The sequence below is a fragment of the Xanthobacter pollutisoli genome, assembly GCF_040044995.1.
Taxonomy (GTDB): Bacteria; Pseudomonadota; Alphaproteobacteria; order Rhizobiales; family Xanthobacteraceae; genus Xanthobacter.
The window spans coordinates 201,055-222,296 of record NZ_JBDZDP010000008.1; the positions used below are offsets into that span (position 1 = coordinate 201,055).

Annotated in this window: 15 protein-coding genes, 1 tRNA gene and 2 pseudogenes; 15 read left to right on the plus strand and 3 right to left on the minus strand. The window is 70.3% G+C overall.

The features are described 5' to 3' along the window. The first annotated feature begins 1 nt into the window (after position 1). The 12 genes from ABLE93_RS16885 (at position 2) to pbpC (ending at position 18,678) form a co-directional block, all read left to right on the plus strand. Entirely contained in the window at positions 2–907 is a 906-nt protein-coding gene (locus ABLE93_RS16885) for an alpha/beta fold hydrolase (RefSeq protein ID WP_348841014.1), read from the plus strand. 7 nt (positions 908–914) lie between these two features. Next, positions 915–2,162, plus strand: coding sequence for a hydantoinase/carbamoylase family amidase (locus ABLE93_RS16890; protein ID WP_348841015.1), 1,248 nt, complete (start codon positions 915–917; stop codon positions 2,160–2,162). Then, on the plus strand, positions 2,159–3,124 hold the full coding sequence (locus ABLE93_RS16895; RefSeq protein WP_348841016.1) for a cupin domain-containing protein: 966 nt from the start codon (positions 2,159–2,161) through the stop codon (positions 3,122–3,124). The genes ABLE93_RS16890 and ABLE93_RS16895 overlap by 4 nt, the downstream gene beginning before the upstream one ends. Before the next feature lie 93 nt (positions 3,125–3,217). Further along, positions 3,218–4,252, plus strand: coding sequence for an HAD family hydrolase (locus ABLE93_RS16900; RefSeq protein WP_348841017.1), 1,035 nt, complete (start codon positions 3,218–3,220; stop codon positions 4,250–4,252). 98 nt (positions 4,253–4,350) lie between these two features. Further along, positions 4,351–5,064 (plus strand): glutathione transferase, Atu5508 family, encoded by a 714-nt coding sequence (gene gst, locus ABLE93_RS16905; RefSeq protein ID WP_348841018.1) that lies wholly within the window; start codon positions 4,351–4,353, stop codon positions 5,062–5,064. A gap of 384 nt (positions 5,065–5,448) precedes the next feature. After that, the gene (locus ABLE93_RS16910; RefSeq protein WP_348841019.1) at positions 5,449–6,417 is read left to right on the plus strand and encodes a phosphate acetyltransferase; all 969 of its coding nucleotides are present in this window, start codon (positions 5,449–5,451) and stop codon (positions 6,415–6,417) included. Between the two features lie 17 nt (positions 6,418–6,434). After that, on the plus strand, positions 6,435–7,634 hold the full coding sequence (locus ABLE93_RS16915) for an acetate/propionate family kinase (RefSeq protein ID WP_348841020.1): 1,200 nt from the start codon (positions 6,435–6,437) through the stop codon (positions 7,632–7,634). Positions 7,635–7,645: 11 nt separating this feature from the next. Next, complete coding sequence (locus ABLE93_RS16920) at positions 7,646–9,934, plus strand: DUF3141 domain-containing protein (protein WP_348841021.1); 2,289 nt, start codon at positions 7,646–7,648, stop codon at positions 9,932–9,934. A 104-nt stretch (positions 9,935–10,038) separates the two neighbouring features. Beyond that, the gene (locus ABLE93_RS16925; RefSeq protein ID WP_348841022.1) at positions 10,039–10,227 is read left to right on the plus strand and encodes a hypothetical protein; all 189 of its coding nucleotides are present in this window, start codon (positions 10,039–10,041) and stop codon (positions 10,225–10,227) included. 168 nt (positions 10,228–10,395) lie between these two features. Beyond that, positions 10,396–10,986, plus strand: coding sequence for a glycosyltransferase (locus ABLE93_RS16930; RefSeq protein ID WP_348841023.1), 591 nt, complete (start codon positions 10,396–10,398; stop codon positions 10,984–10,986). A 295-nt stretch (positions 10,987–11,281) separates the two neighbouring features. Then, complete coding sequence (locus tag ABLE93_RS16935; protein WP_348841024.1) at positions 11,282–16,585, plus strand: alpha-2-macroglobulin; 5,304 nt, start codon at positions 11,282–11,284, stop codon at positions 16,583–16,585. Then, positions 16,582–18,678: a penicillin-binding protein 1C gene (pbpC, locus tag ABLE93_RS16940; protein ID WP_348841025.1), complete on the plus strand. Its 2,097-nt coding sequence runs from the start codon at positions 16,582–16,584 to the stop codon at positions 18,676–18,678. The genes ABLE93_RS16935 and pbpC overlap by 4 nt, the downstream gene beginning before the upstream one ends. 125 nt (positions 18,679–18,803) lie before the next feature. On the opposite strand, the gene ABLE93_RS16945 is transcribed toward pbpC, so the two are convergent. Continuing rightward, complete coding sequence (locus ABLE93_RS16945) at positions 18,804–19,013, minus strand: YjiS-like domain-containing protein (protein WP_348841026.1); 210 nt, start codon at positions 19,011–19,013, stop codon at positions 18,804–18,806. Positions 19,014–19,230: 217 nt separating this feature from the next. Between ABLE93_RS16945 and ABLE93_RS16950 the strand changes: the two genes are divergently transcribed. Beyond that, positions 19,231–19,304, plus strand: a tRNA-Gln gene (locus tag ABLE93_RS16950). 148 nt (positions 19,305–19,452) lie between these two features. Here ABLE93_RS16950 and ABLE93_RS16955 read toward each other — a convergent pair. After that, positions 19,453–20,221, minus strand: a pseudogene (locus ABLE93_RS16955) (ATP-binding protein). Positions 20,222–20,335: 114 nt separating this feature from the next. Between ABLE93_RS16955 and ABLE93_RS16960 the strand changes: the two are divergent. Beyond that, positions 20,336–20,685 (plus strand): annotated as a pseudogene (locus ABLE93_RS16960) (EutQ-related cupin domain-containing protein). Here ABLE93_RS16960 and ABLE93_RS16965 read toward each other — a convergent pair. Further along, complete coding sequence (locus tag ABLE93_RS16965) at positions 20,651–20,773, minus strand: hypothetical protein (RefSeq protein WP_348841032.1); 123 nt, start codon at positions 20,771–20,773, stop codon at positions 20,651–20,653. The pseudogene ABLE93_RS16960 and the gene ABLE93_RS16965 sit on opposite strands and share 35 nt — an antisense overlap. 388 nt (positions 20,774–21,161) lie before the next feature. On the opposite strand from ABLE93_RS16965, the gene ABLE93_RS16970 reads away from it, so the two are divergent. Next, positions 21,162–21,242, plus strand: an 81-nt coding sequence (locus ABLE93_RS16970; RefSeq protein ID WP_348841031.1) for a transposase, incomplete at its 3' end; no start/stop codon positions are given.

Genomic DNA, 21,242 nt, shown 5'->3' on the forward strand with positions numbered 1-21,242 from the left:
CATGACCTACCAAGACCTCACCGCCACCCACAAGATCTCCGCCAAGGACGGCGTGAAGCTCCATGTGGAGGAGGCGGGGCAGGGCACGCCGATCCTCTTCATCCATGAGTTCGGCGGCAACCACATGAGCTGGGAGCCGCAGATGCGGTTCTTCGCCCGCCGCCACCGCTGCATCACCTACGCGGCGCGCGGCTATGCCCCCTCCGACATCCCCACCGACGTGGAGGCCTATTCGCAGGCCATCGCGGCGGACGATGCGGTCGCGGTGCTGGACGGTCTCGGCATCGACAAGGCGCACATCGTAGGCCTCTCCATGGGCGGCTTCTGCACGGTCCATTTCGGCCTGCGCACGCCCGAGCGGGCGCTCTCCCTCACCGTGGCCGGCGCCGGCTACGGCTGCGAGAAGGAGCATGAGGAGTATTTCCGCGGCGTCTCCCTCGCCGTGGCGGAGAATTTCGAGAAGCTCGGCGCGAAGGAATTCTCCAAGATCTATGCGCTGGGCGCGAGCCGGGTGCAGTTCGAGACGAAGGATCCGCGCGGCTGGCGCACGTTCGCCGACCGCCTCGCCGCCCATTCGGACGTGGGCGCCGCGATGACCATGCGCGGCGTCCAGGCGCGCCGGCCCTCGTTCTGGGATCTGGAGGAGGGGCTGAAGCAGATGATGGTGCCGACACTTGTCATGGTGGGCGATGAGGACGACCATTGCCTGCAGCCCGGCATCTTTCTGAAGAAGACGATCCCCGCCTGCGGGCTCTCGGTCTTCCCCAAGGCCGGCCATACGCTGAACCTGGAAGAGCCAGCGCTGTTCAACGCCCAGCTCGCCGAGTTCATCGCCCAGGTGGAGGCCGGAAAGTGGCTGCAGCGCGACCCGCGCGCCATCCCCGGCCAGATCATGCGGACGTCGTGAGGCAAAGATGAGCGCCCCCCTCGTCGATCCCGACCGCCTGTGGCGGCGCCTCATGGCCCTTGCGGCCATCGGCGCCTTGCCGAAGGGCGGGGTGGACCGGCAGGCCCTGACGCAGGGCGAACTCGACGCCTGGGGCCTCGTCATCGGCTGGGCCGAGGCGGAGGGGTTGGAGCCGTCCTGCGATGCCGCCGGCAACCTCTTCCTCGCCTTGCCGGGAGAAGACCGTACCGCGCCGCCGGTGCTCGCCGGCAGCCATCTCGACACCCAGCCCACCGGCGGCAAGTTCGACGGCGCGGCCGGGGTGCTGGCGGCACTGGAGGCGGCGCAGGCGCTGAAGGCCGCCGGGGCGCCGCGGACGCGGGACCTCGTGGTCGTCGCCTGGATGAACGAGGAGGGGGCCCGCTTCGCCCCCGGCATGATGGGCTCGGAAGCCTTCGCCGGCGACCGTTCGCTGGCGGAGATCCGGGCCGTGCGCGATGCCGCCGGCATCAGCGTGGGCGCGGCGCTGGACCAGCTCCACGCCGCCTTCGCCGAGGTGCCGCGCCGGCCCCTCGGCTTCACCGCCGCCGCCTATGTGGAACTGCACATTGAGCAGGGGCCGGTGCTGGAGGCGCGGGGCAAGACCATCGGCATCGTCACCGGCATCCAGGGCAAGAAGACCTGGGAGGTCGAGATCGAGGGCGCGCCGGGCCATGCCGGCGCCCTCGCCATGGCCGAGCGGCGCGACGCCCTTGCCGCCTTCTCCCGCATGGCGCATCGCTTCTATCCCGAGATCGGCGGCTACGACGATGCGGTGATGTTCACCGTGGGGCGCCTTCAGGTGGAGCCCAATGCCCCGTCCGTGGTGCCCGCGCGCGTCACCTTCCGGGTGGACCTGCGCCATCCCGATGGCGCCGCTCTCGATGCCCTCGGCGCGCGGTTCGAGGCGATCTGCGCGGCGGAGGCGGCGCCCTGCGCGGTCGCCATCACCCCGCTTGTGGATGCACCGCCCAACGGCTTCGACGCCGGCCTGATGGACCGCATCAGCGAGGCGGCCGGCCGTCGCAACATCCCGGCCATGCCCATCCTGTCGGCCGCCGGCCATGATGCGCGCCACCTCGCCAAGGTGTGCCCCAGCGCCATGATCTTCATTCCCTGCCGCGACGGCGTCTCCCACGCCGAGCACGAGCACGCCGAGCCGGAGCACGTCGCCGCCGGCGCGCAGGTGCTCACCGACGTGCTGGCGGCGCTGCTCGCATCGAAGGACGCCCCATGAGCCGGATCGCACCCCCGCCCAGCCCTGCCGGCGCCAAGCCGGACATGGCCGATCTGCCGGCCCAGCTGCCGGCAGCGCCCGCCAGCCCGGCCGAGGCGCGGGCGCGCTATTTCAATTCCGGCAACGCCTTCAACATCAAGCTGCCGCCCGTGCCGAGCGCCCTCTTCACCGCCGAGCCGGCACGGGCGCTGGCGGAAGGGGCGACCACCGGCTTCATCCCGTGCGACCAATCGCAGGCCATGGCCTGCGCCTTTCCCGCCACCACGCCGCTGATGCTGGCGCGCTATGCGGTGGTGGAGGCCGGCGCTTCATTCACCGTCGACCTCAGGGCGACCGGCTCCATCTGGTACGTGATCGCCGGAGCCGGACAAGTGGACGCCGCGCGCGAGCACCTCGCTGTCGCGGACGGCGACGTCTTCCTCCTGCCCGGCGTGCCGGCCCGCATCACCGCCGGCGCCGAGCGCATGGTGCTGTGGGTGGTCTCCAACGAGCCGCAGCTTGCCCTGGACGGCGCCCTTCCGCCCGACGACGCCCGCCGGCCGGTGGGCATCGTGCATTATCCCGCGGCGGAGATCGCCCGGCAGATCGACATCATCTACGACCATTCGCAGAACGGGCAGACCTCGGGCATCGCCCTCATCTTCTCGTCCGAGCCGCAGGCGGCGGCGCGCAACATCCTGCCGAGTCTCACCCTGTCGCTGAACACCCTGCCGGGCGGCGAGAGCCAGCGGGCGCACCGGCACAATTCGGCAGCCATCACCCTGGTCGTGAAGGGCGACGACTGCCATTCCATGGTGGACGGCACGCGCTGCCCCTGGTCGCCATGGGCCACGCTGGTCACGCCGCCCGGCGCGCCCCACTCCCATCACAATGGCGGCGCGTCGCGTGCGCTGTTCCTCATCGTGCAGGACGGCGGGTTGCATTATCATGCCCGCACCATGGGCTTCTCGTTTCTGGAGTGAGGGCGGCTCCCGCATCCGGCCGAATCAGGCAACATGGCCCCGGAGCAAAGCGCCGGGGCCGAGATCAGCCCGGGCCGGATGCCGGGGGAAACCATGCAGCCAAACCGCCGCGCCGGGATCGCCCGGAGCCTTCTCCTTCTCGCCCTGTTCGCCCTCGGCCTTGCGACGCCCGCGCTGGCGCAGGGGGCGGATCCTCTGCCGTCCTGGAATGAGGGGCCGACCAAGGCGGCCATCCTTGCCTTCGTGCGCGCCACCACCACTGCCGGCAGTCCGGACTTCGTGCCGCCCGCCGACCGCATCGCCACCTTCGACCAGGACGGCACCCTGTGGGTGGAGAAGCCGGTCTATGCCGAGGTGGCGTTCGCCGCCGACCGGGTGCGCGCCCTGGCGCAGATCAATCCCTCTCTGGCGGACGAGGAGCCGTTCAAGACGGCCATCGGCGGCGATCCGGCGGCGCTTGCCGCCCTCTCCTATCCCGACATGAACAAGATCTCGTTCGTCACCCTCGACAATCTGCCGGTGGACACGCTCCGCGACGATGCGGCGGCCTGGATCGCCACCGCGCGCAATCCGCTCTTCGGCCGTCTGCGGACCGATCTGGTCTACGCCCCCATGACGGAGGTGATGGCGCTGCTGCGCGCCAACGGATTCCGCACCTATATCGTCACCGGTGGCGGACAGGATTTCGTGCGGTCCTACGCCGAGCGGCTCTACGGCGTGCCGCCCGAGCAGGTGGTGGGCACGGCCGATGCGATCGCCTTCGGCTATGACGCCGCCGGCCGCCCGGTGCTGCGCCTCCAGCCGAGCGTGCTCTTCGACGACGTGTTCGGCGGCAAGCCGGTGGGCATCCACCTCGTCATCGGCAAGCGCCCCTACGCCGCCTTCGGCAATTCCACGGGCGACCGGCAGATGCTGGAATACACCAAGGCGGGCAAGGGCCTGCGCTTCGCCGCCCTGGTGCTGCACGACGACGGCGCCCGCGAGGTGGCCTACGGCCCGGCCCAGGGCCTGCCGGCATCGGACGTGGGCACCTTCACCCAGGGGCTCTATGACGAGGCGAAGGCGCGCGGCTGGCACGTCATCAGCATGAAATCCGACTGGAAGCGCGTCTTCGCTTTCGAGCCTTAAGGGCTGCCAGCTGCGGCGCGGCGAGAACCATCGGCCCGTCCGGGCGTTGGGCACGGATGGCCTGCGAGGGCCCCTTCTCGGCAAGACGGAGCGGTTTCATGGCGCGCTATGAGCTCTATTACTGGCCGGTGCCGTTCCGCGGACAGTTCATCCGCGCGATCCTGGCCTACGCCCGCAAAAGCTGGAGCGAGCATGACGCCGGCGAGATCGGCGGGCTCATGGAGCAGGCGCCCGGCGCCCAGCCCATCGCCTTCATGGGGCCGCCGGTGCTCATCGACACCACCGCCAAGGTCAGCCTGTCCCAGATGCCGGCCATCGCCCTTTATCTCGGTGAGAGCCTCGGCCTCATCGCCGACGATCCAGTGCAGCGGGCCATGACGGTGAAGGTGGTCACCGATGCCAACGACGTCATCGACGAATTGACCCTCGACGGCGGCCGGCAGATGTGGACCAAGGCGCGCTGGCGCGACTTCGGTCCGCGGCTCGAGCAGTGGATGGCGATCTTCGAGGCGGTGGGCGAGCGTCACGGCCTGGCGGAAGACAAGGGCCACCTGCTGGGCACGGCCAAGCCCGGCGTCGCCGATATCGTCACGGCCACCCTGTGGTCGACCATGGGCGAGCGTTTTGCCGCGATCCAGGACAAGCTGGACACCACCGCGCCGCGCACGGCCGCTTTGACGCGCCGGATGCAGAAGATCCCCGCCCTCGCCAAGCTGCGGGACAAGACCTTCGAGCAGTATGGCGACGCCTATTGCGGGGGGCAGATCGAGAAGTCGCTGCGCCAGGTGATCGGCGGCGCCGACCGCGCCTGACACCGCAGAGCGTTTCCAAATCCCCGTCCTTCATTCGGGGGATGCGGCGGACCGCGCGCCGGCCGACCATGATGACGCGCTGCACGAAACCTCCCGGGCCGCGCCGGCCGGACCGCTTATCCCCGCACGCGGTCCGGCCGGACTTTTCCTCGCCAAGATTTTTCTGGCCAAGGTTTTCTCGGCCAAGATTTTCCTGGATCCCCCCACGGTGCCCCGCTGAGCCGCCAAACGCGCAGGCTTGATTTGCCTCATGGCAGCCGAAGCGGTGCTGTTCCAGAGAGGGGAGGGTCCGCGCCCCGCCCGAAGCCTTGCCCCGCCCGCCTCACCGCGCGGCGCCGGGACGCCTTCGCGGGTCGAGCCACGGGCGCCAGAAGGAGAGTCTCGATGTCCGTCTCCGCCGCCGCACGCGTCGAGCCCCGCCGGCATGCGAAATACGACCGGCTGATCGTGGCGGCCCAGGCCCTGCCGAAGCTGCGGGTGGCGGTGGCCCATCCCTGCGATGACGTTTCCCTCGCCGCGGCCGTCGAGGCGGCTGCGCTCGGGCTGATCGAGCCGATCCTGGTGGGGCCGCCGGCCAAGATCCGCGCTGCGGCCGCGGCCACGGGGCTCGATATTTCCGGCTTCCGGCAGGTGGAGGCGGCGCACAGCCATGACGCGGCGGCCAAGGCGGTCGCGCTGGTGCGCTGCGGCGAGGCCGACGCGCTCATGAAGGGGAGCCTGCACACCGACGAACTGATGAGCGCGGTGGTCGCCCGCGACACCGGCCTGCGCACCGCGCGGCGCATCAGCCACTGCTTCATCATGGACGTGCCGAGCCATCCCGACCCGCTCATCATCACCGACGCGGCCATCAACATCGCGCCCACGCTGGAAGACAAGGCGCACATCGTCCAGAACGCCATCGATCTGGCCCACGCCCTGAGCTTTCCCGAGGCGCGGGTGGCGATCCTCTCGGCCATGGAGACGGTCAATCCGAGCGTGCCGTCCACCATCGAGGCGGCGGCGCTGTGCAAGATGGCCGATCGCGGCCAGATCACCGGCGGTATCGTGGACGGGCCGCTTGCCCTCGACAACGCCATCGACCTCGGCTCCGCCGCCATCAAGCACATCAAGTCGCCGGTGGCGGGGCGGGCCAACGTGCTGGTGGTGCCGGACCTCGAGGCCGGCAACATGCTGGCGAAGAGTCTCACCTTCCTCGCCGAGGCGGATGCCGCGGGCATCGTGCTCGGCGCCCGCGTGCCCATCATCCTCACCAGCCGCGCCGACACCAAGACCACGCGCCTCGCCTCGTGCGCCGTCGCCGCCCTGCTGGCGGAAGCCCAGCGCGCGGCGGCCAAGGCTGTGGAGGTCTAGGTGGTGGAGGTCCAGCCATGTCGCGTGTGCATCTCGTCCTCAATGCCGGCTCCTCGAGCCTGAAGTTCCAGGTGTTCCTGGACGACGGGGCGGACGTGCCCAACCGCCTCTATCGCGGGCTGTTCGAGGGGCTCGGCACCGATCCCCATTTCAGGGTGACGGACCACGACGGCGCGCCGGCCGGGGAAGAGCGCTGGCCGGGGCAGGGGGCGTTCGGCTTCGAGGAGGCGCTCGCCCACCTGTCCGACTGGCTCGGCGCGCACCGCGGCGGGCACCAGCTGGCCGCCGTGGGGCATCGGGTGGTGCATGGGGGCCCGCATTTCGCCCATGCGGTGCGCCTGACGCCGGAGATCATCGCCGAGCTCGACACCCTCTCCCCGCTGGCGCCGCTGCACCAGCCGCGCAGCCTGGAGCCCATCCGCATCATCGCCCGCCGGGTGCCGGGCCTGCCGCAGGTGGCGGCATTCGACACCGCTTTCCACCACACACAGCCGGAGATGGCGCGGTTGTTCGCCATTCCCCAGTCGCTCACCGATGCGGGCGTGCGGCGCTACGGCTTCCACGGCCTGTCCTATGCCTATCTGGCGAGCCAATTCCCCAAGGTCGACCCACGGCTCGCCCATGGGCGGGTGGTGGCGGCCCACCTCGGCAACGGGGCGAGCCTGTGCGGCTACGATGCCGGACGCTCCATCGCCACCACCATGGGCTTCTCGGCGCTGGACGGGCTGGTGATGGGCACGCGGAGCGGCGCCATCGACGCGGGCGTCGTCTTCTACCTCCAGCGCGAGCTGGGCATGAGCGCGGACGAGGCGGAGCATTTTCTCTACACCCAATGCGGGCTGCTTGGCGTCTCGGGCCTCTCCAACGACATGCGGGTGCTGCGGGAGGCGGCCGACGCCGATCCCGGCGCGCGCCGGGCCATCGACCTTTTCGTCTATCGCATCGCCCGAGAGACCGGATCGCTGATGGCGGCGCTGGGCGGCATCGATGCCCTCGTCTTCACTGCCGGCATCGGCGAGAATGACGCGGAGACCCGGGCCGAGGTGATCGGCGCCCTGCGCTGGGCCGGCTTCGAGCTCGATGCCGAGGCGAACCGCGCCGGCGCCACCCGCATCACCCGCGGAGAGGGCCCGCAGGCCTATGTGATTGCGACCGACGAGGAATGGACCATCGTGCGCGAGATGCGCGCGGTGCTGGGGGCGGAAACGGCGCACTGAGGAGGTGGATCATGGACCCGATGGACATGATGAAGGTGTACGGCCGGGTCGCCGAAATCTACCGCCTGCGCCTCGGTGAGGCGGTCTCCGCCTATGGTGCCGCCATGCGCGAGGCCGGTGTCGCCTTCGCCGCCGCGGGGCGGATGCAGACCCCCGCGGAGGCGTGGCGCGACAGCGTCTCCTATGCCTTCGACGCCGCCCAGCGCTCGCTGATCTTCTGGGACACGCTGCGCCAGCGCGGCAACAACTGGATCGCCCACGAAAAGGCCGGCAAGCCGCCGCTGCTCGCCTTCGACTATGAGATGGTGGCGGACGCCCGCACCTTCGAGCGCCCGTGCAACTACGCGCTGGTGCGCATCCTGCCGCCCGATGGCGTCGAACTCGATCCCGACAAGCGCCCCTTCCTCATCATCGATCCGCGCGCCGGCCACGGGCCGGGCATCGGCGGCTTCAAGAAGGAGTCCGAGGTCGGCTTCGCCCTCAAGGCGGGGCACGCGGTCTACATGGTCATCTTCTTCCCCGAGCCGGTGCCGGGCCAGACGCTGGCGGACGTCTCGCTGGCCGAGGCGGCGTTCGTGCGCCTGGTGCGCGAGCGCCATCCCACCCGCGGCAAGCCGGTGGTGATGGGCAATTGCCAGGGCGGCTGGGCGGCCATGCTGGTGGCGGCGCTCGATCCCGACGCGGTCGGCCCCATCGTGGTGAACGGTGCGCCCATGTCCTACTGGGCGGGCAATGACGCCGAAAATCCAATGCGCTATGCCGGCGGCGTGCTGGGCGGCGCGTGGACGGCCTCGCTGGCGGCGGACCTCGGGGGCGGGGTGTTCGACGGTGCCTATCTCGTCGACAATTTCGAGTATCTCAATCCCGCCAACACCTATTTCACCAAATACTACACGCTCTACTCGAAGATAGACACCGAGCCCGCCCGCTTCCTGGAGTTCGAGCGCTGGTGGGGCGGCTATTTCCTGATGAACCGCGACGAGATCAAGTGGATCGTCGAGAATCTCTTCGTCGGCAACAGGCTCGCCGCCGGCAAGGCGGAATGGGCGCCGGGACGCACGTTCGACCTGAAGGCCGTGCGCTCGCCCATCATCGTCTTCGCCTCGCTGGGCGACAACATCACTCCGCCCCAGCAGGCCATCAACTGGGTGGCGGACCTCTACCCCACCACGCAGGCGCTGAAGGATGCCGGGCAGGTGGTGGTGGGCCTCATGCACCAGTCCATCGGCCATCTCGGCATCTTCGTGTCCGGTGCCATCGCGCGGCGCGAGCATGCCCAGATCGTCGACCTCATCGACTATGTGGAGGCGCTGCCGCCGGGCCTCTACGGCATGACCATCGAGGAGGACCATTCCGGTCCTGAAGTGAAATACGACGTTACCCTCACGGAGCGGCGGGTGGAGGACCTCGCCGCTCTGCAGAAATACGACCGGCGCGACGAGATTCCCTTCGAGGTGGTGGCCAACGTCTCGCAGACCAACACCAACCTCTACGAAACCTTCGTCCATCCCCTGCTGTCGGCCGTGGTGACGCCAGAGATGGGGCGCGCCATGCGGGCCGTGCATCCGCTGCGCATGGCGCGGTGGGGCCTTTCCGACCTCAACCCGTGGCTCAGGGCGATGGCGCCGCTGGCCGATTTCGCCCGCAGCCAGCGCACGGAGCGCGATCCGGCCGGGCCGCACGTTGCGGCCGAAGCTTTCGCCGCCACCGCCATCACCTCCGGCTGGGACCTGTTCCGTCGCTTGCGCGACGCCACGGTGGAGACCGAATTCTTCCGCCTGTACGGCACCCTCGCCATGCTCGATCCCGACCTCACGGCCCCCGCCCCCGCTCTGGTGGAGCAGGCGCCGGCGGAGGTGGCGGCGGCGCTGGCCGCCATGGGCGAGGGCGGCTTCACCGACGCGGCGGTGCGCATCTCGCTCCTCGCCTCCAAACGCAACGGCGGCACCCGCAAGCTCTCCACGCTCAAGCAGATCCGCGAGCTTGTGGGACAGGAGGTGGGTCTCCTCGCGCTCCCCTCCGACGCCGCGCAGGCCATCATCCGGCGCCAGTCCATCATCGTCGAGCACGCCAGCGCCGAGGCCCTGGCGACCTTGCCCCTGCTGCTGAAGACGCCGCAGGAGCGCAGCCACATCCTCACCCTGCTGGACCGGCTCCTGACGCACATCGCCGTCGCGCCGGAGGTGTCGGCCCTGGTCGGGGAGGTCCGCGCCGTGCTCGCGGGCGCCGATGCGCCGCCCGCATCTGCCCGCAATGGCGGCGCGCAGGTTCTGGCGTTCCCCTCGTCGGTTGCAGGGTGAGCGGCGAGCGCGCCAGACTGCCGGGGTGCGGTGCAGCGCGCATTCTTGATTCCCTGCGGCGCCGCTTTCATACTGGAGCGGTTTTCAGCCGTGGGATTTTTGCCATGCCTTTGAGGGAAGAAGATATTCAGCCGGGCAAGTGCTACAAGACGAAGGGCATCGAGAACTATAAGGTGCTCTCCATGACGCGCGGCATCGTCACCTACCAGACCTGGACGTCGCCCTTGCGCGTGAACGTGGGCGTGAAGCAGTTCGCCGATGCGGTCTACAAGGAAGTGCCCTGCCCGAAATAGGGGCGGCGGCCGGCTCCACCGTAGGCGCGCCAGACGCGGCCTGCGGGCGAGCGCCTTGAAGGCGGAGCTCCCGAGAACTCAGGTCTTGCGGAGGAATGTTGCGCTGCCGCATCGACGACGCTCGCGCGTGACGGTATAGCTGTAGAAACGCTCCAGAGAACGTTTCCCGTGCTGTCTGTCGTCATCGCAACGCACAATTCCGAGCGCCAGCTTGTTCCGGTGCTGTCCGCGCTTGTGCAGGGCGTGACGGCCGGGGTGCTGCGCGATGTGACGCTGGCGGATTCCGGCTCCACCGACGGCACCGCCACCATCGCCGATGCGGCGGGCTGCCATCTTCTTCACGGCGTCCATGATCTCGGGCTGAGGCTGCGCCAGGGCGCCGCCCAATCGCGCGGCCGCTGGCTGCTGTTCCTCACACCCTGCTCGATCCTGGAGGAGGGGTGGGCGCGGGATGTGATCACCTTCGTCGAGACCGTGGAGCGGCGGGGCCAGGCCGAGCGGATCGCCGGCACCTTCCGCCTCGCCGTCGATGGCTATGGGCTGCGCCCGCGCCTGGGCGAGGCCATGGCGGTGGCGCGCCTCGCTCTGTTCGGGCTGCCCTCGCCGGGGCAGGGCCTCCTCGTATCCCGCAAGCAATACGAGCGGCTCGGCGGCCATCCTCCGGGACCCAAGGCTGAGCGCCGGCTGGTCGCCCGCATCGGCCGCCGCCGCATCCACCAGCTGCGGCCCCACGTGCTTCTGCCCGAAAAGGGGGCTTGAGCCGCGCGGCCGTTGCGCCGGGACGGAGCTACCGCGCGGCTGCGACGGACGTGGGCGCGGGCGCCCGGCAAAACGCGCAATCGGTCAAACTCCCCCCTTGGCGCGGGCACCGGCTTGCGCATAGATGGCGGAGCGGGGTCGGGCCACGACGTTCCTGGACGGGAGCGGCGGGCACCGGTCGGTCATTTCTCGCGAGGAGGCCGGTCGAACGATCTGCGGGGTGGAGCCGATCCCGGCCGTCCTGCGTCGCGCGTCCCGCCTCCCGCAACGGTGCAGCGCACCGAGGGAGCGGTCCATGGACCTTCGCCGTCGTTTCCAGAACCTCAGCCGCTTTGCCGCCATCGCCTTGGCGCTCGCTGTCACGGCGGCCGGCACGCAGGCCCTCGGCCAGCAGCAGCGCCCCCAGCCCGCGCAGGCGGTCCCGCTCCCCGCACCCGCGCCCGCCACCCCGCTGCCGCCGCGGGCGGCGAGCCAGAAGACGTTCCAGCGGTCCGACCTCATCGCCGGTGCGCGCCGCTACGAGCGCCTGCTGCGCCGCGAGGCGACGGCGCCGACCCAGCCTCTGGACAAGGTGCGCCGTGACGCCGCCCAGGCGATGCAGCGCAACGACGCCCGTGCCGCCGCCGAGCTCTACGCCAGCCTCGCTCTGGCGCAGGCTCAGGATTCCCCCACCTGGCTGCGGCTGGCCCGCGCCCTTGCCGCCATCAAGCCGGGGGAGGACGAGGACGCCTCCACCTTCATCGACAATGCGCTGGCCGCGGCCTTCATCTCCTACCGCCGCGCCGCCACCCGGGCGGAGGAGGGCGAGGCTCTGGCCTTCATCGGCCGCATCTATGCCGACCGGCACATGTGGCAGGCCGCCATCGACACCATGAAGACCGCCCTCGACCTGCGCGACAACGCGGCGGACCGGACCTTCTACGACAAGCTGAAGGACGAGCATGGCTTCCGCCTCGTGGACTACACGGTGGAATCGGACGCCGCCGCGCCGCGCGCCTGCGTGCAGTTTTCCGAGGACCTCGCGCCCGGCACCGATTTCGCCGCCTTCGTGCAGGTCGGCGGGGAGGGGGGCCGCATGGACAAGCCGGCCATCACCGGCGAGGCGCGGCAGATCTGCGTGGAAGGGCTGAAGCACGGCGCGCGTTACACGCTGGCCGTGCGCCCCGGGATTCCCTCGGTGTCCGGCGAACGGCTGAAGAAGGCCACGGAGCTCTCCATCTATGTGCGCGACCGCCAGCCCTCGGTGCATTTCTCCGGCCGCAATTACGTGCTGCCGCGCACCGGGCAGAAGGGCATTCCCGTCACCTCGGTGAACACGCGGGCGGTGAAGCTGAAAATCCTGCGCATCGGAGACCGGGGCCTCGTGCCCACCGCCATCCAGGGCGAGTTCCGCCAGGGCCTCGACGGCTACGTGCGGGACCGTCTCGCGGAGGGCGCCGCCATCGCGGTGTTCAGCGGCGAACTGGAGGTGGACAGCCCGCTCAACGCCGACGTCACCACCGCCATCCCCGTCACCGAGGCGGTGGGCCGGCTCGACGCCGGGGTCTATGTGATGACCGCCCAGCCGCGGGAGGGCGACGAGGACGAATATGCCACCGCCGCCACCCAGTGGTTCATCGTCTCCGACCTCGGCCTCACCGCCGTGTCGGGGCAGGACGGGGTGCACGTGCTGGTGCGGTCCCTCGGCAGCGCCGAGCCGGTGGCCGGGGCCGAGGTGCGGCTCGTCGCCCGGTCCAACGAGGTGCTGGGCATGGTTAAGACCGATGCCTCGGGCTATGCCCGCTTCGATGCCGGCCTCTCCCGCGGCCCGGCCGGCCTCGGCCCGGAGGTGGTGACGGCGCGCGCGGAGAACGGCGACTACGCCTTCCTCTCGCTCAAGGAGAGCGGCTTCGACCTCACCGACCGGGGCGTGGCCGGCCGTGACGCGCCCGAAGCGCTGGATGCTTTCCTCGCCACCGAACGCGGCGTCTACCGCTCCGGCGAGACCGTGCACCTCACCGTCCTGCTGCGTGACCCGCTCGGCAATGCCGCCGAAGGCGTGCCTCTGACCCTCCAGCTGGTGCGGCCGGACGGCGTCGCCGACCGCCGCGTGGTGGTGCAGGACCAGGGGGCAGGCGGGCGCACCGTCGACCTTCCCCTGCTCACGGGCGCCATGACCGGCACCTGGCGGGTGAAGGCGCTGACCGATCCCAAGGCCCCGGCGGTGGGCGAGACCACCTTCCTGGTGGAGGACTACGTGCCCGACCGGGTGGAGTTCGACCTCACCGCCCGCGAAACCCGCCTGCCGCGCAACCGGCCGGTCGAGGTGCTGGTGGACGGGCGCTTCCTGTTCGGCGCGCCCGCCTCGGGCCTCGACGTGGAGGCGGAGACCGAGCTGCGCGCCGCCGCCGAGCGCCCCGGCTTTGCCGGCTATCGCTTCGGCGATGCCCAGGACGAGGTTCTGTCGGAGCGCCAGCCGGTGGCCGACGCCCCCGCCACGGATGCCCGTGGCCGCGCCGGCCTGCGCCTTGTCGCGAGCGACCTGCCGCGCACCGCCCGGCCGCTGGAGATGGAAGCCTTCGTGCGCCTGGTGGAGGCCGGAGGGCGCGCCGTCCAGCGCACCATCGTATTGCCGGTGGCGCCGGCCGGCAGCCAGATCGGCGTGAAGCCCCTGTTCACCGAACGGGTGCGCGAGGGCGAGACCGCGGGCTTCGACGTGGTGGTGGCGGGCACCGACGACAAGCTCCTTGCCGCACCCGGCCTGAGCTGGAAGCTGTCGCGCATCGAGACCCGCTATCAGTGGTACCGGGTGAGCGGCTCGTGGGATTACGAGCCGGTGAAGATCGTCACCCGCGTGGGCGAGGGCCGCCTCGACGCCACGGCGGACGGTCCCGCCCGCCTGACGGTGCCCACCGAATACGGCCGCTACCGCCTCGACATCAGTGGCGACGGCCTGCCCCTCACCACGGTCGCCTTCGAGGCCGGCTACGGCGGCGAGGGCAATGCCGACACGCCGGACCGGCTGGAATTGACCCTCGACCGGCCGGCCTATGCCGCCGGCGACACGCTGGAGGCCACCATCACCGCCCGCACCGCCGGCACCGCCACCGTGCTGGTGGTGAATGACGGCGTGCGCGAGCAGAAGATGCTCAAGGTGGAACCCGGCGCCAGCAAGGTCAGCTTCAAGGTGGCCGAGGGCTGGGGTCCCGGAGCCTATGTGGTGGCCTTCCTGCACCGCCCCCTGGACGTCGCCGCGAGCCGCATGGCCGGCCGCGCCGTGGGGCTCGCCTGGTTCTCGGTGGACAAGGCGGCGCGCACCCTCGACGTGGCGCTCTCCCCCCCGGCCGAGATGCGGCCCAACACCACCCTCACCGTGCCGGTGCGCGTCGGCGGGCTCGCCGCCGGCGAGAAGGCCTATGTGACGGTGGCGGCGGTGGACGTGGGCATCCTGAACCTCACCGGCTACAAGCCGCCGGCGCCCGACGCCGTCGTGTTCGGCCAGAGGCGGCTTGCCGCCGACATCCGCGATTTCTACGGCGCCCTCATCGACGGCATGCAGGGCCAGGCCGGGCGCCTGCGCTCCGGTGGTGACGGCGGCGAGGACGCGATGATGGCGAGCCCGCCCCAGGGCCCGCCGGTGGCGCTGTTCTCGGGCCTCGTGGAGGTGGGCGCCGACGGCACCGCCGCGGTCTCCTTCCCCGTGCCGGCATTCGACGGCACGCTGCGGGTCATGGCCATGGCCTGGACCCGCACCAAGCTCGGCCACGCCTCCGCCGACGTGGTGGTGCGCGACAAGGTGGTGATGCTCGCCACCCTGCCGCGCTTCCTCGCCGCGGGCGACCGCTCCAGCCTCACCCTTGACCTCACCAATGTGGAAGGTGCGGCCGGCGACTATCGTCTCGACGTGAGCGCCACGGGCGCCGCCATGGTGAGCGGCGCGCCGCCGTCGCTGACGCTGGCGCAGAAGCAGCGCCAGAGCGTGCGCGTGGTGCTGGAGGGACGGGGCGTCGGCCCGGCCACGCTCACCGCGCGGCTTACCGGGCAGGGGCTCGACATCACCCGCAGCTTCCAGATGCAGGTGCGCCCGGCCTATCCCGACATCGAGCGCCGCACGGTGCGCAACCTCGCCCCGGGCGAGAGCATCACCGTCTCGCGCGACCTTCTCGCCGACCTCGTGGCCGGTACCGGCAGCGTGGCGGTGAGCGTCTCCCCCGCGAGCACCATCGACGTGCCGGCGCTGCTCGCCGCCCTCGACCGCTATCCCTACGGCTGCACCGAGCAGATCACCAGCCGCGCGCTGCCCCTGCTCTCCTACAACGAGCTGTCCGTCCTCGTCGGCCGCGCCACCGACCCGGAGGCCGAGCAGCGCATCCGCGATGCCATCGTGCGGGTGTTCGCGCGGCAGGGCTCGGACGGCTCCTTCGGCCTGTGGTCGGCGGGCGGCTCGGATACCTGGCTCGACGCCTATGTGGTGGACTTCCTCACCCGCGCGAAGGAGAAGGGCTTTGCGGTGCCGGAGCAGGCCTTCAGCCTCGCCCTCGACCGCCTCCGCAACGTGGTGAACCTCGCCGGCGCCGACATGCGATCGGCCAGCGAGGGCCTCGCCTACGCCCTGTACGTGCTCGCCCGCAACGGTCGCGCGCCGCTGGGCGACCTGCGCTATCTCGCCGACACCCGACTCAAGGAGCTGACCAGCCCGCTGGCGCGGGGACAGGTGGGGGCCGCCCTCGCCCTGCTGGGCGACCGCAGCCGGGCGGAACGGGCGTTCAACGTGGCGCTGGAGGGCATCCCCACCGCCGCCTCCGCCCCGCCGGTGGGCCGGGCCGATTTCGGCTCGGTTCTGCGCGACGCGGCGGCGCTCACCGTGCTCGCCCGCGAGGCCGGGCTCGACCGCCTCGCCGACGCGGCGCTGGCGCGAGTGGATGCGGCGCGCCTGCGCACCGAGCGCACCTCCACCCAGGAGAATGCCTGGCTGCTCCTCGCCGCCCGTTCCCTCGCGGCCAGCGCGGCGGGCATGGTGCTGGAGGTGGACGGCGCCTTGAGCCGCGGCCCGTTCGGCCGCAAGTTGAGCCGCGCCGATCTCGACCGCGGCCCGATGATGCTGCGCAACGCCGGCACCGAGCCGGTGAAGGTGGTGCTGGGGGTGCACGGCGCGCCCGAGGCGCCCGAGCCCGCCGTGGCCAAGGGATTCACCCTGGAGCGCAAGTATTTCACCCTGGACGGCAAGCCGGCGGACCCGACCAAGGCGGTGCAGAACCAGCGTTTCGCGGTGGTGCTCACCTTCGCCGAGGCGCAGAGCGCGCTCGCCGACGTGCTGCTGGTGGACTTCCTGCCCGCCGGCTTCGAGATCGAAAATCCCAACCTCATCGAGGGCGGCGACGGCGGCTTTGCCTGGCTCGACGAGACGAGCGAGGCGGGGCACGTGGAATTCCGTGACGACCGCTTCGTCGCCTCCGTCACCCGCGAGGAGGGCGACGGGCCGTTCGTCGTCGCCTACACGGTGCGCGCCGTCTCCCCCGGCCGCTACGCCCACCCGCCCGCGCTGGTGGAGGACATGTACCGGCCCGACCGCTTCGCCCGCACCGCCGCCGGCACCATGGAGGTGGCGCCCGCCCGATGAACGCGACCGGGCCATCGGGCGCCAACCCGCCCGGCGTCTCCCGTCTTCCCCGCCGCCTCGCACTGGCGGCGGGCGCCCTGGTGCTCGCCCTGGCGCTGCTGGCCGGCGCCGGTATCCTGGGCCTCGCCCAAATCCGCGCCCATGCGCCGCCCGCCCCGGAGCCGAAGGTCTCGGCCGAGGTGGTGGACCGGGAGGGCCGGCTGTTGCGGCCCTTCGCGCTGCCCGATGGCCGCTGGCGCCTCGCCGCGCGGGTGGAGGACGTGGACCCGCGGCTGCTGGCGATGATCCTTGGCTATGAGGACCGGCGCTTCGCGCAGCATGGCGGGGTCGATCCGCTGGCGCTGCTGCGCGCCGCGGCACAGGCGGCCGGGACACTGCGCGTGGTGTCCGGCGGCTCTACCCTGACCATGCAGGTGGCCCGCCTCACCCTGCCGCCCCGTGCCCGCACGCTGGGCGCCAAGATGGCCCAGATGCGGCGCGCCATCGAGCTGGAGGCGCGGCTTTCCAAGGCCGAGATCCTCGGCCTCTATCTCACGCTGGCGCCCTATGGCGGCAACATCGAGGGGGTCCGCGCCGCCGCCCTCACCTGGTTCGGCAAGGAGCCGCGCCGCCTGACCCTCGGCGAGGCGGCGTTGCTGGTGGCGCTTCCGCAATCTCCGGAGGCGCGCCGCCCCGACCGCGCGCCGGCGCGGGCGAAGGCGGCGCGCGACCGCGTGCTCGACCGCCTGCTGGCGCAGGGGGTGCTCGCCGCCGACGAGGTGCGCATCGCCAAGCAGGAGGCGGTGCCCACCGTCCGCCGGCCCATGCCGCAGCTCGCGCCGCATCTGGCGGAGGAGATGGCGGCGGAGCGGCCGGACCTCGCCCGCCACCTCTCCGCCCTCGACGCGCCGCTGCAGGAGCGGCTGGAGGATCTGGTACGCGAGCGCACCCGTGCGCTGGGACGGGGATTGTCCGCGGCCATCGTGGTGATGGACAATGAGAGCGCCGAGGTGCGCGCCTATGTGGCGGCGCCGGACTATTTCGACCGCGAGCGGGCCGGGGCGGTGGATCTTGCCCGCGCCGTGCGCTCGCCGGGCTCGACGCTGAAGCCCTTCATCTATGCCCTGGCCTTCGAGGACGGCATCGCCCATCCCGAGACATTGATCGAGGATCGCCCCGCCCGCTTCGGCGCGTGGCGGCCTGAGAATTTCGATCGCAGCTTCCAGGGCACCCTCTCGGTGCGCAAGGCGCTGCAGCTGTCACTGAACGTGCCGGCGGTACGGCTGCTGGAGGCAGTGGGGCCGCAGCGCCTCGCGAGCCGCTTGCAGCAGGCGGGCGGACGGCTGGAGCTGCCCGCCGGCGCCGCACCGGCCCTGCCCATGGGGCTCGGGGGCGTCGGCGTGCGCCTCGTCGATCTCACCGCGCTCTATGCCGCGCTGGCCCGCGGCGGGGAAGCCCGCGCGCCGGTGTTCCGCCGCGAGGGCGGCGCCGTCGCCGCGCCCCGGCGCGCCCGGCTGGTGGACGAGGTGGCGGCCTGGTACGTCGGCCAGTGCCTGCTGGGCACGCCCGCCCCGCAGAACGCGCTCGGCGGGCGCATCGCCTTCAAGACCGGCACGTCCTATGGCTATCGCGACAGCTGGGCGGTGGGCTTCGACGGGCGGCGCACCGTGGGCGTGTGGGTGGGCCGGCCGGACGGCCAGCCGGTGGCGGAGCTGACCGGACGGGCGGCGGCGGCACCGCTGCTGTTCGACGCCTTCGCCCGCATCGTCCGCACCCCTGCCGCCCTCGGCCCGGCGCCGCGCGGCGCCCTCGCCGCCGCCAACCCTCGGCTGCCGCCGCCCCAGCGCCACTTCGGCCGCGCCCGGCGTGACGCCGTGCTGGAGGTGGTCTATCCGCCCGACGGCGCGCGCGTGTCGGCGGCCGATGCGCAGGCTCTCGCGCTCAAGGTGGACGGGGGCACCTTTCCGCTGACCCTGCTGATGGACGGGCGCCCGGTGGCGCGGGTGGAGGACCGCGGGACGCTCTTCTGGACCCCGGAAGGCCGCGGCTTCGCCCGCCTGACGGTGATCGATTCCGAAGGGCTGAGCGACAGCGTCACCGTGCGGGTGGAATGACGGCTCGACGTCGGGCGAAAAAAATCCCGCCAGCCTTGCGGCGGGCGGGGGAGGCACTGGGAGGAAGCACTCGAAAGCGGGGCGACGACACCCGAAGGCGCCGTCGCGCAGGAAACCTTAAGGCCTCAGCGGCCGCGAGCGACCACCAGCTGGGGGATCTGCTCGCGGGAGAAGCCGAGATCAGCGAGCTCGCTGTCGGACATGCGGCTCAGCCGCTCGTAGCGGTCCGCCATGCGGCGGGCATCGGCGATGGCGGCGAAGAAGTCGGACACCGCAGCGCCGGTGCGCCCGAACAGGCCGGTCTCGCGGGTAGCGTTTGCAGTGATCGTGGTCATGTTGCTCTCCATTCGATGACCGTAAGATAGGTGATCCGAGTGCAGCGCAACATAGCAGATTGTGCATGGCACCATTGCGTATGTGGTATACCAAGTGCTTCGACATGCCGCTGTGAATGGGCACGAAACGCTGTTGAATAGGTCGGGTGAATTGCGTATAGAGCCCACCTGCCTCCGGGCCACATCCTCAGCCGCACTCGCGGCGCGACGGGTCCGTTGGGGGATAGTTCAACGGTAGAACCGCGGACTCTGACTCCGTTAATCCTGGTTCGAATCCAGGTCCCCCAGCCACACCCACCCTCGCACCCTTCGCCGATACCTGCCGCTGAACTGGGCGAACGAGGCAGCACGCTGAGCGTGAGACGACCCAGCTGGTTGTGGTTAAGTCCTGCGTCACCGAGACAAAGCAGACAGCTGGGCGAAGTTGGCAGCGAGAGGGTCAGGCGGTCGACCCTGATGACGTCAACACGGCCGCTACCCGCCGTATCTGTCCATCGGGCTGGAAACCAGAACCCGATTGTCGCCGGATTTTAACACCTATCTGGAGCATTGACCCTATGGCGGAGCGTTGGTGTGACGCTCCGGCAGTGGGGTCAATTGTGGCGGAGGTCAGCGCGTCGCTGGGAGCGCAAGATCTCGTTTCCCGTCTCGACGATGTCGCAGGGGTCGATGAGACTCTCGCGGGGCGCGGGTTCATCTTGGGGGCGGTAACGCTCGGCCACTCGCCAAAGGCGAGATACGTGGTCACGATAACCCGACGTCTGCTCGTAGAGCCGGCTGACGAGGTCGAACAGGGGCTAGCGCCGGACTGGGTGAAGGGCACGTAGCAGAGCTCGTCGAGGACGACGAAGGCCTTGCGGAAGAGATAGTCGGCCATTGGGTGCGTCCTCAGTGGCCCTGGCGGCCGACCGGGCCTCGGTCTGCGTTTGTTGACGAGGTCAACCTCGTTGGAAGAGACGCCTCTTGCGCCGTGTCGGACGACGGCACGCGCGATGGCGATGGGTCTTGCCGGGTCCGGTCCCGCCGACCAGCACATCGTCGCGGTGGTGCGTGACGAAGTTGCCGCTGGCGAGGTCGCGCACTAGCCTCTCGTTGATGAGATTGTCGTCGAACACCAAGTCGTCGATGTCCTTGGCCAGGGGAAGCTTGGCGACGGTGATTTGATACTTGATGGACTGGGCCTGCTTCTTTGATATCTCTGCGGACATAAGGTCGCCGCGCAGTCAAGCCTGCGCCATCCTGGATCAGGCGGAAAAGTCTTCCACCCACCCTAGCGCTCTGGGCTTGGACGCTACCTCCGTGCTCAATAAGGAGAGTGACGAATGAAGATCCGCAAGTTCTCGATTGCCGAGGTATCGCTGGAGCGCTCGCCAGGTCAGGAAGCGGACGTGTTCGTCGGCAATTTGGTCGACGAGCGCCAAGGCGGCGCGATCACCGTTGGTTATGGAGCTACGCGCCCGGCCAGAACCTTGCCGAGACGATGGCTGTCGACGATGTGATGATCGTTCTGGAGGGACGTCTCTCGGTCTCTACGGATGCTGGAACGGTAACAGCAGGCCCGGGTGATATCGTATACATGCCCAAGGGTGAAGCGTTCATCATTCGCTTGCACGAGGAGGGTGCGTTGACCGCTTATGTCACCCATCCCCATTGGCGACCAGCGCATGCGTAATTCGCTCTAGCCGGCCGACGATATGCGGACCGTAGGCGCGCCCCATCGGATCCAGCACGAAGCACGCGAGCGTATCGTCACCGACCATGTCAATTCCTCGGCACGAGAGGTTTGCCGCATCAACGATATTGCGACAGAATTGCGCGTTGATCGTACGACGCGCGCGGACGTGCGATTCAAGAAAAGGCCTTTGCTCCGGCGAGCAAGTTCGGTGCGAGCTAGAATAGCAATAGTGCGACGTCGCTTCGCGGTTGCCGCCGTGTTCACCGAGACCCGCCTGCGCCGAAACCCTGTTGGGGTGGTTCTCGACGTGGGCGGGCTTACGAGCGGGCAGATGCAGGCCTTCTGTTAGGAGGCACTCACAACTCTCACGGGCCAAAGTGGGAATTGGGGGTAGCGTTGAGCTTGTCTTTGACGTTGCCCCTCATGTCTAATCCAGCTTGAAGTTCGTTCTGGCCCGACTTGAGGACCAGGACATGAAGCGCAGCCGTTTTTCAGAAGAGCAGATTATCGGGATCCTGAAGGAGCATGAGGCCGGGATCCCGGTGGCTGAGCTG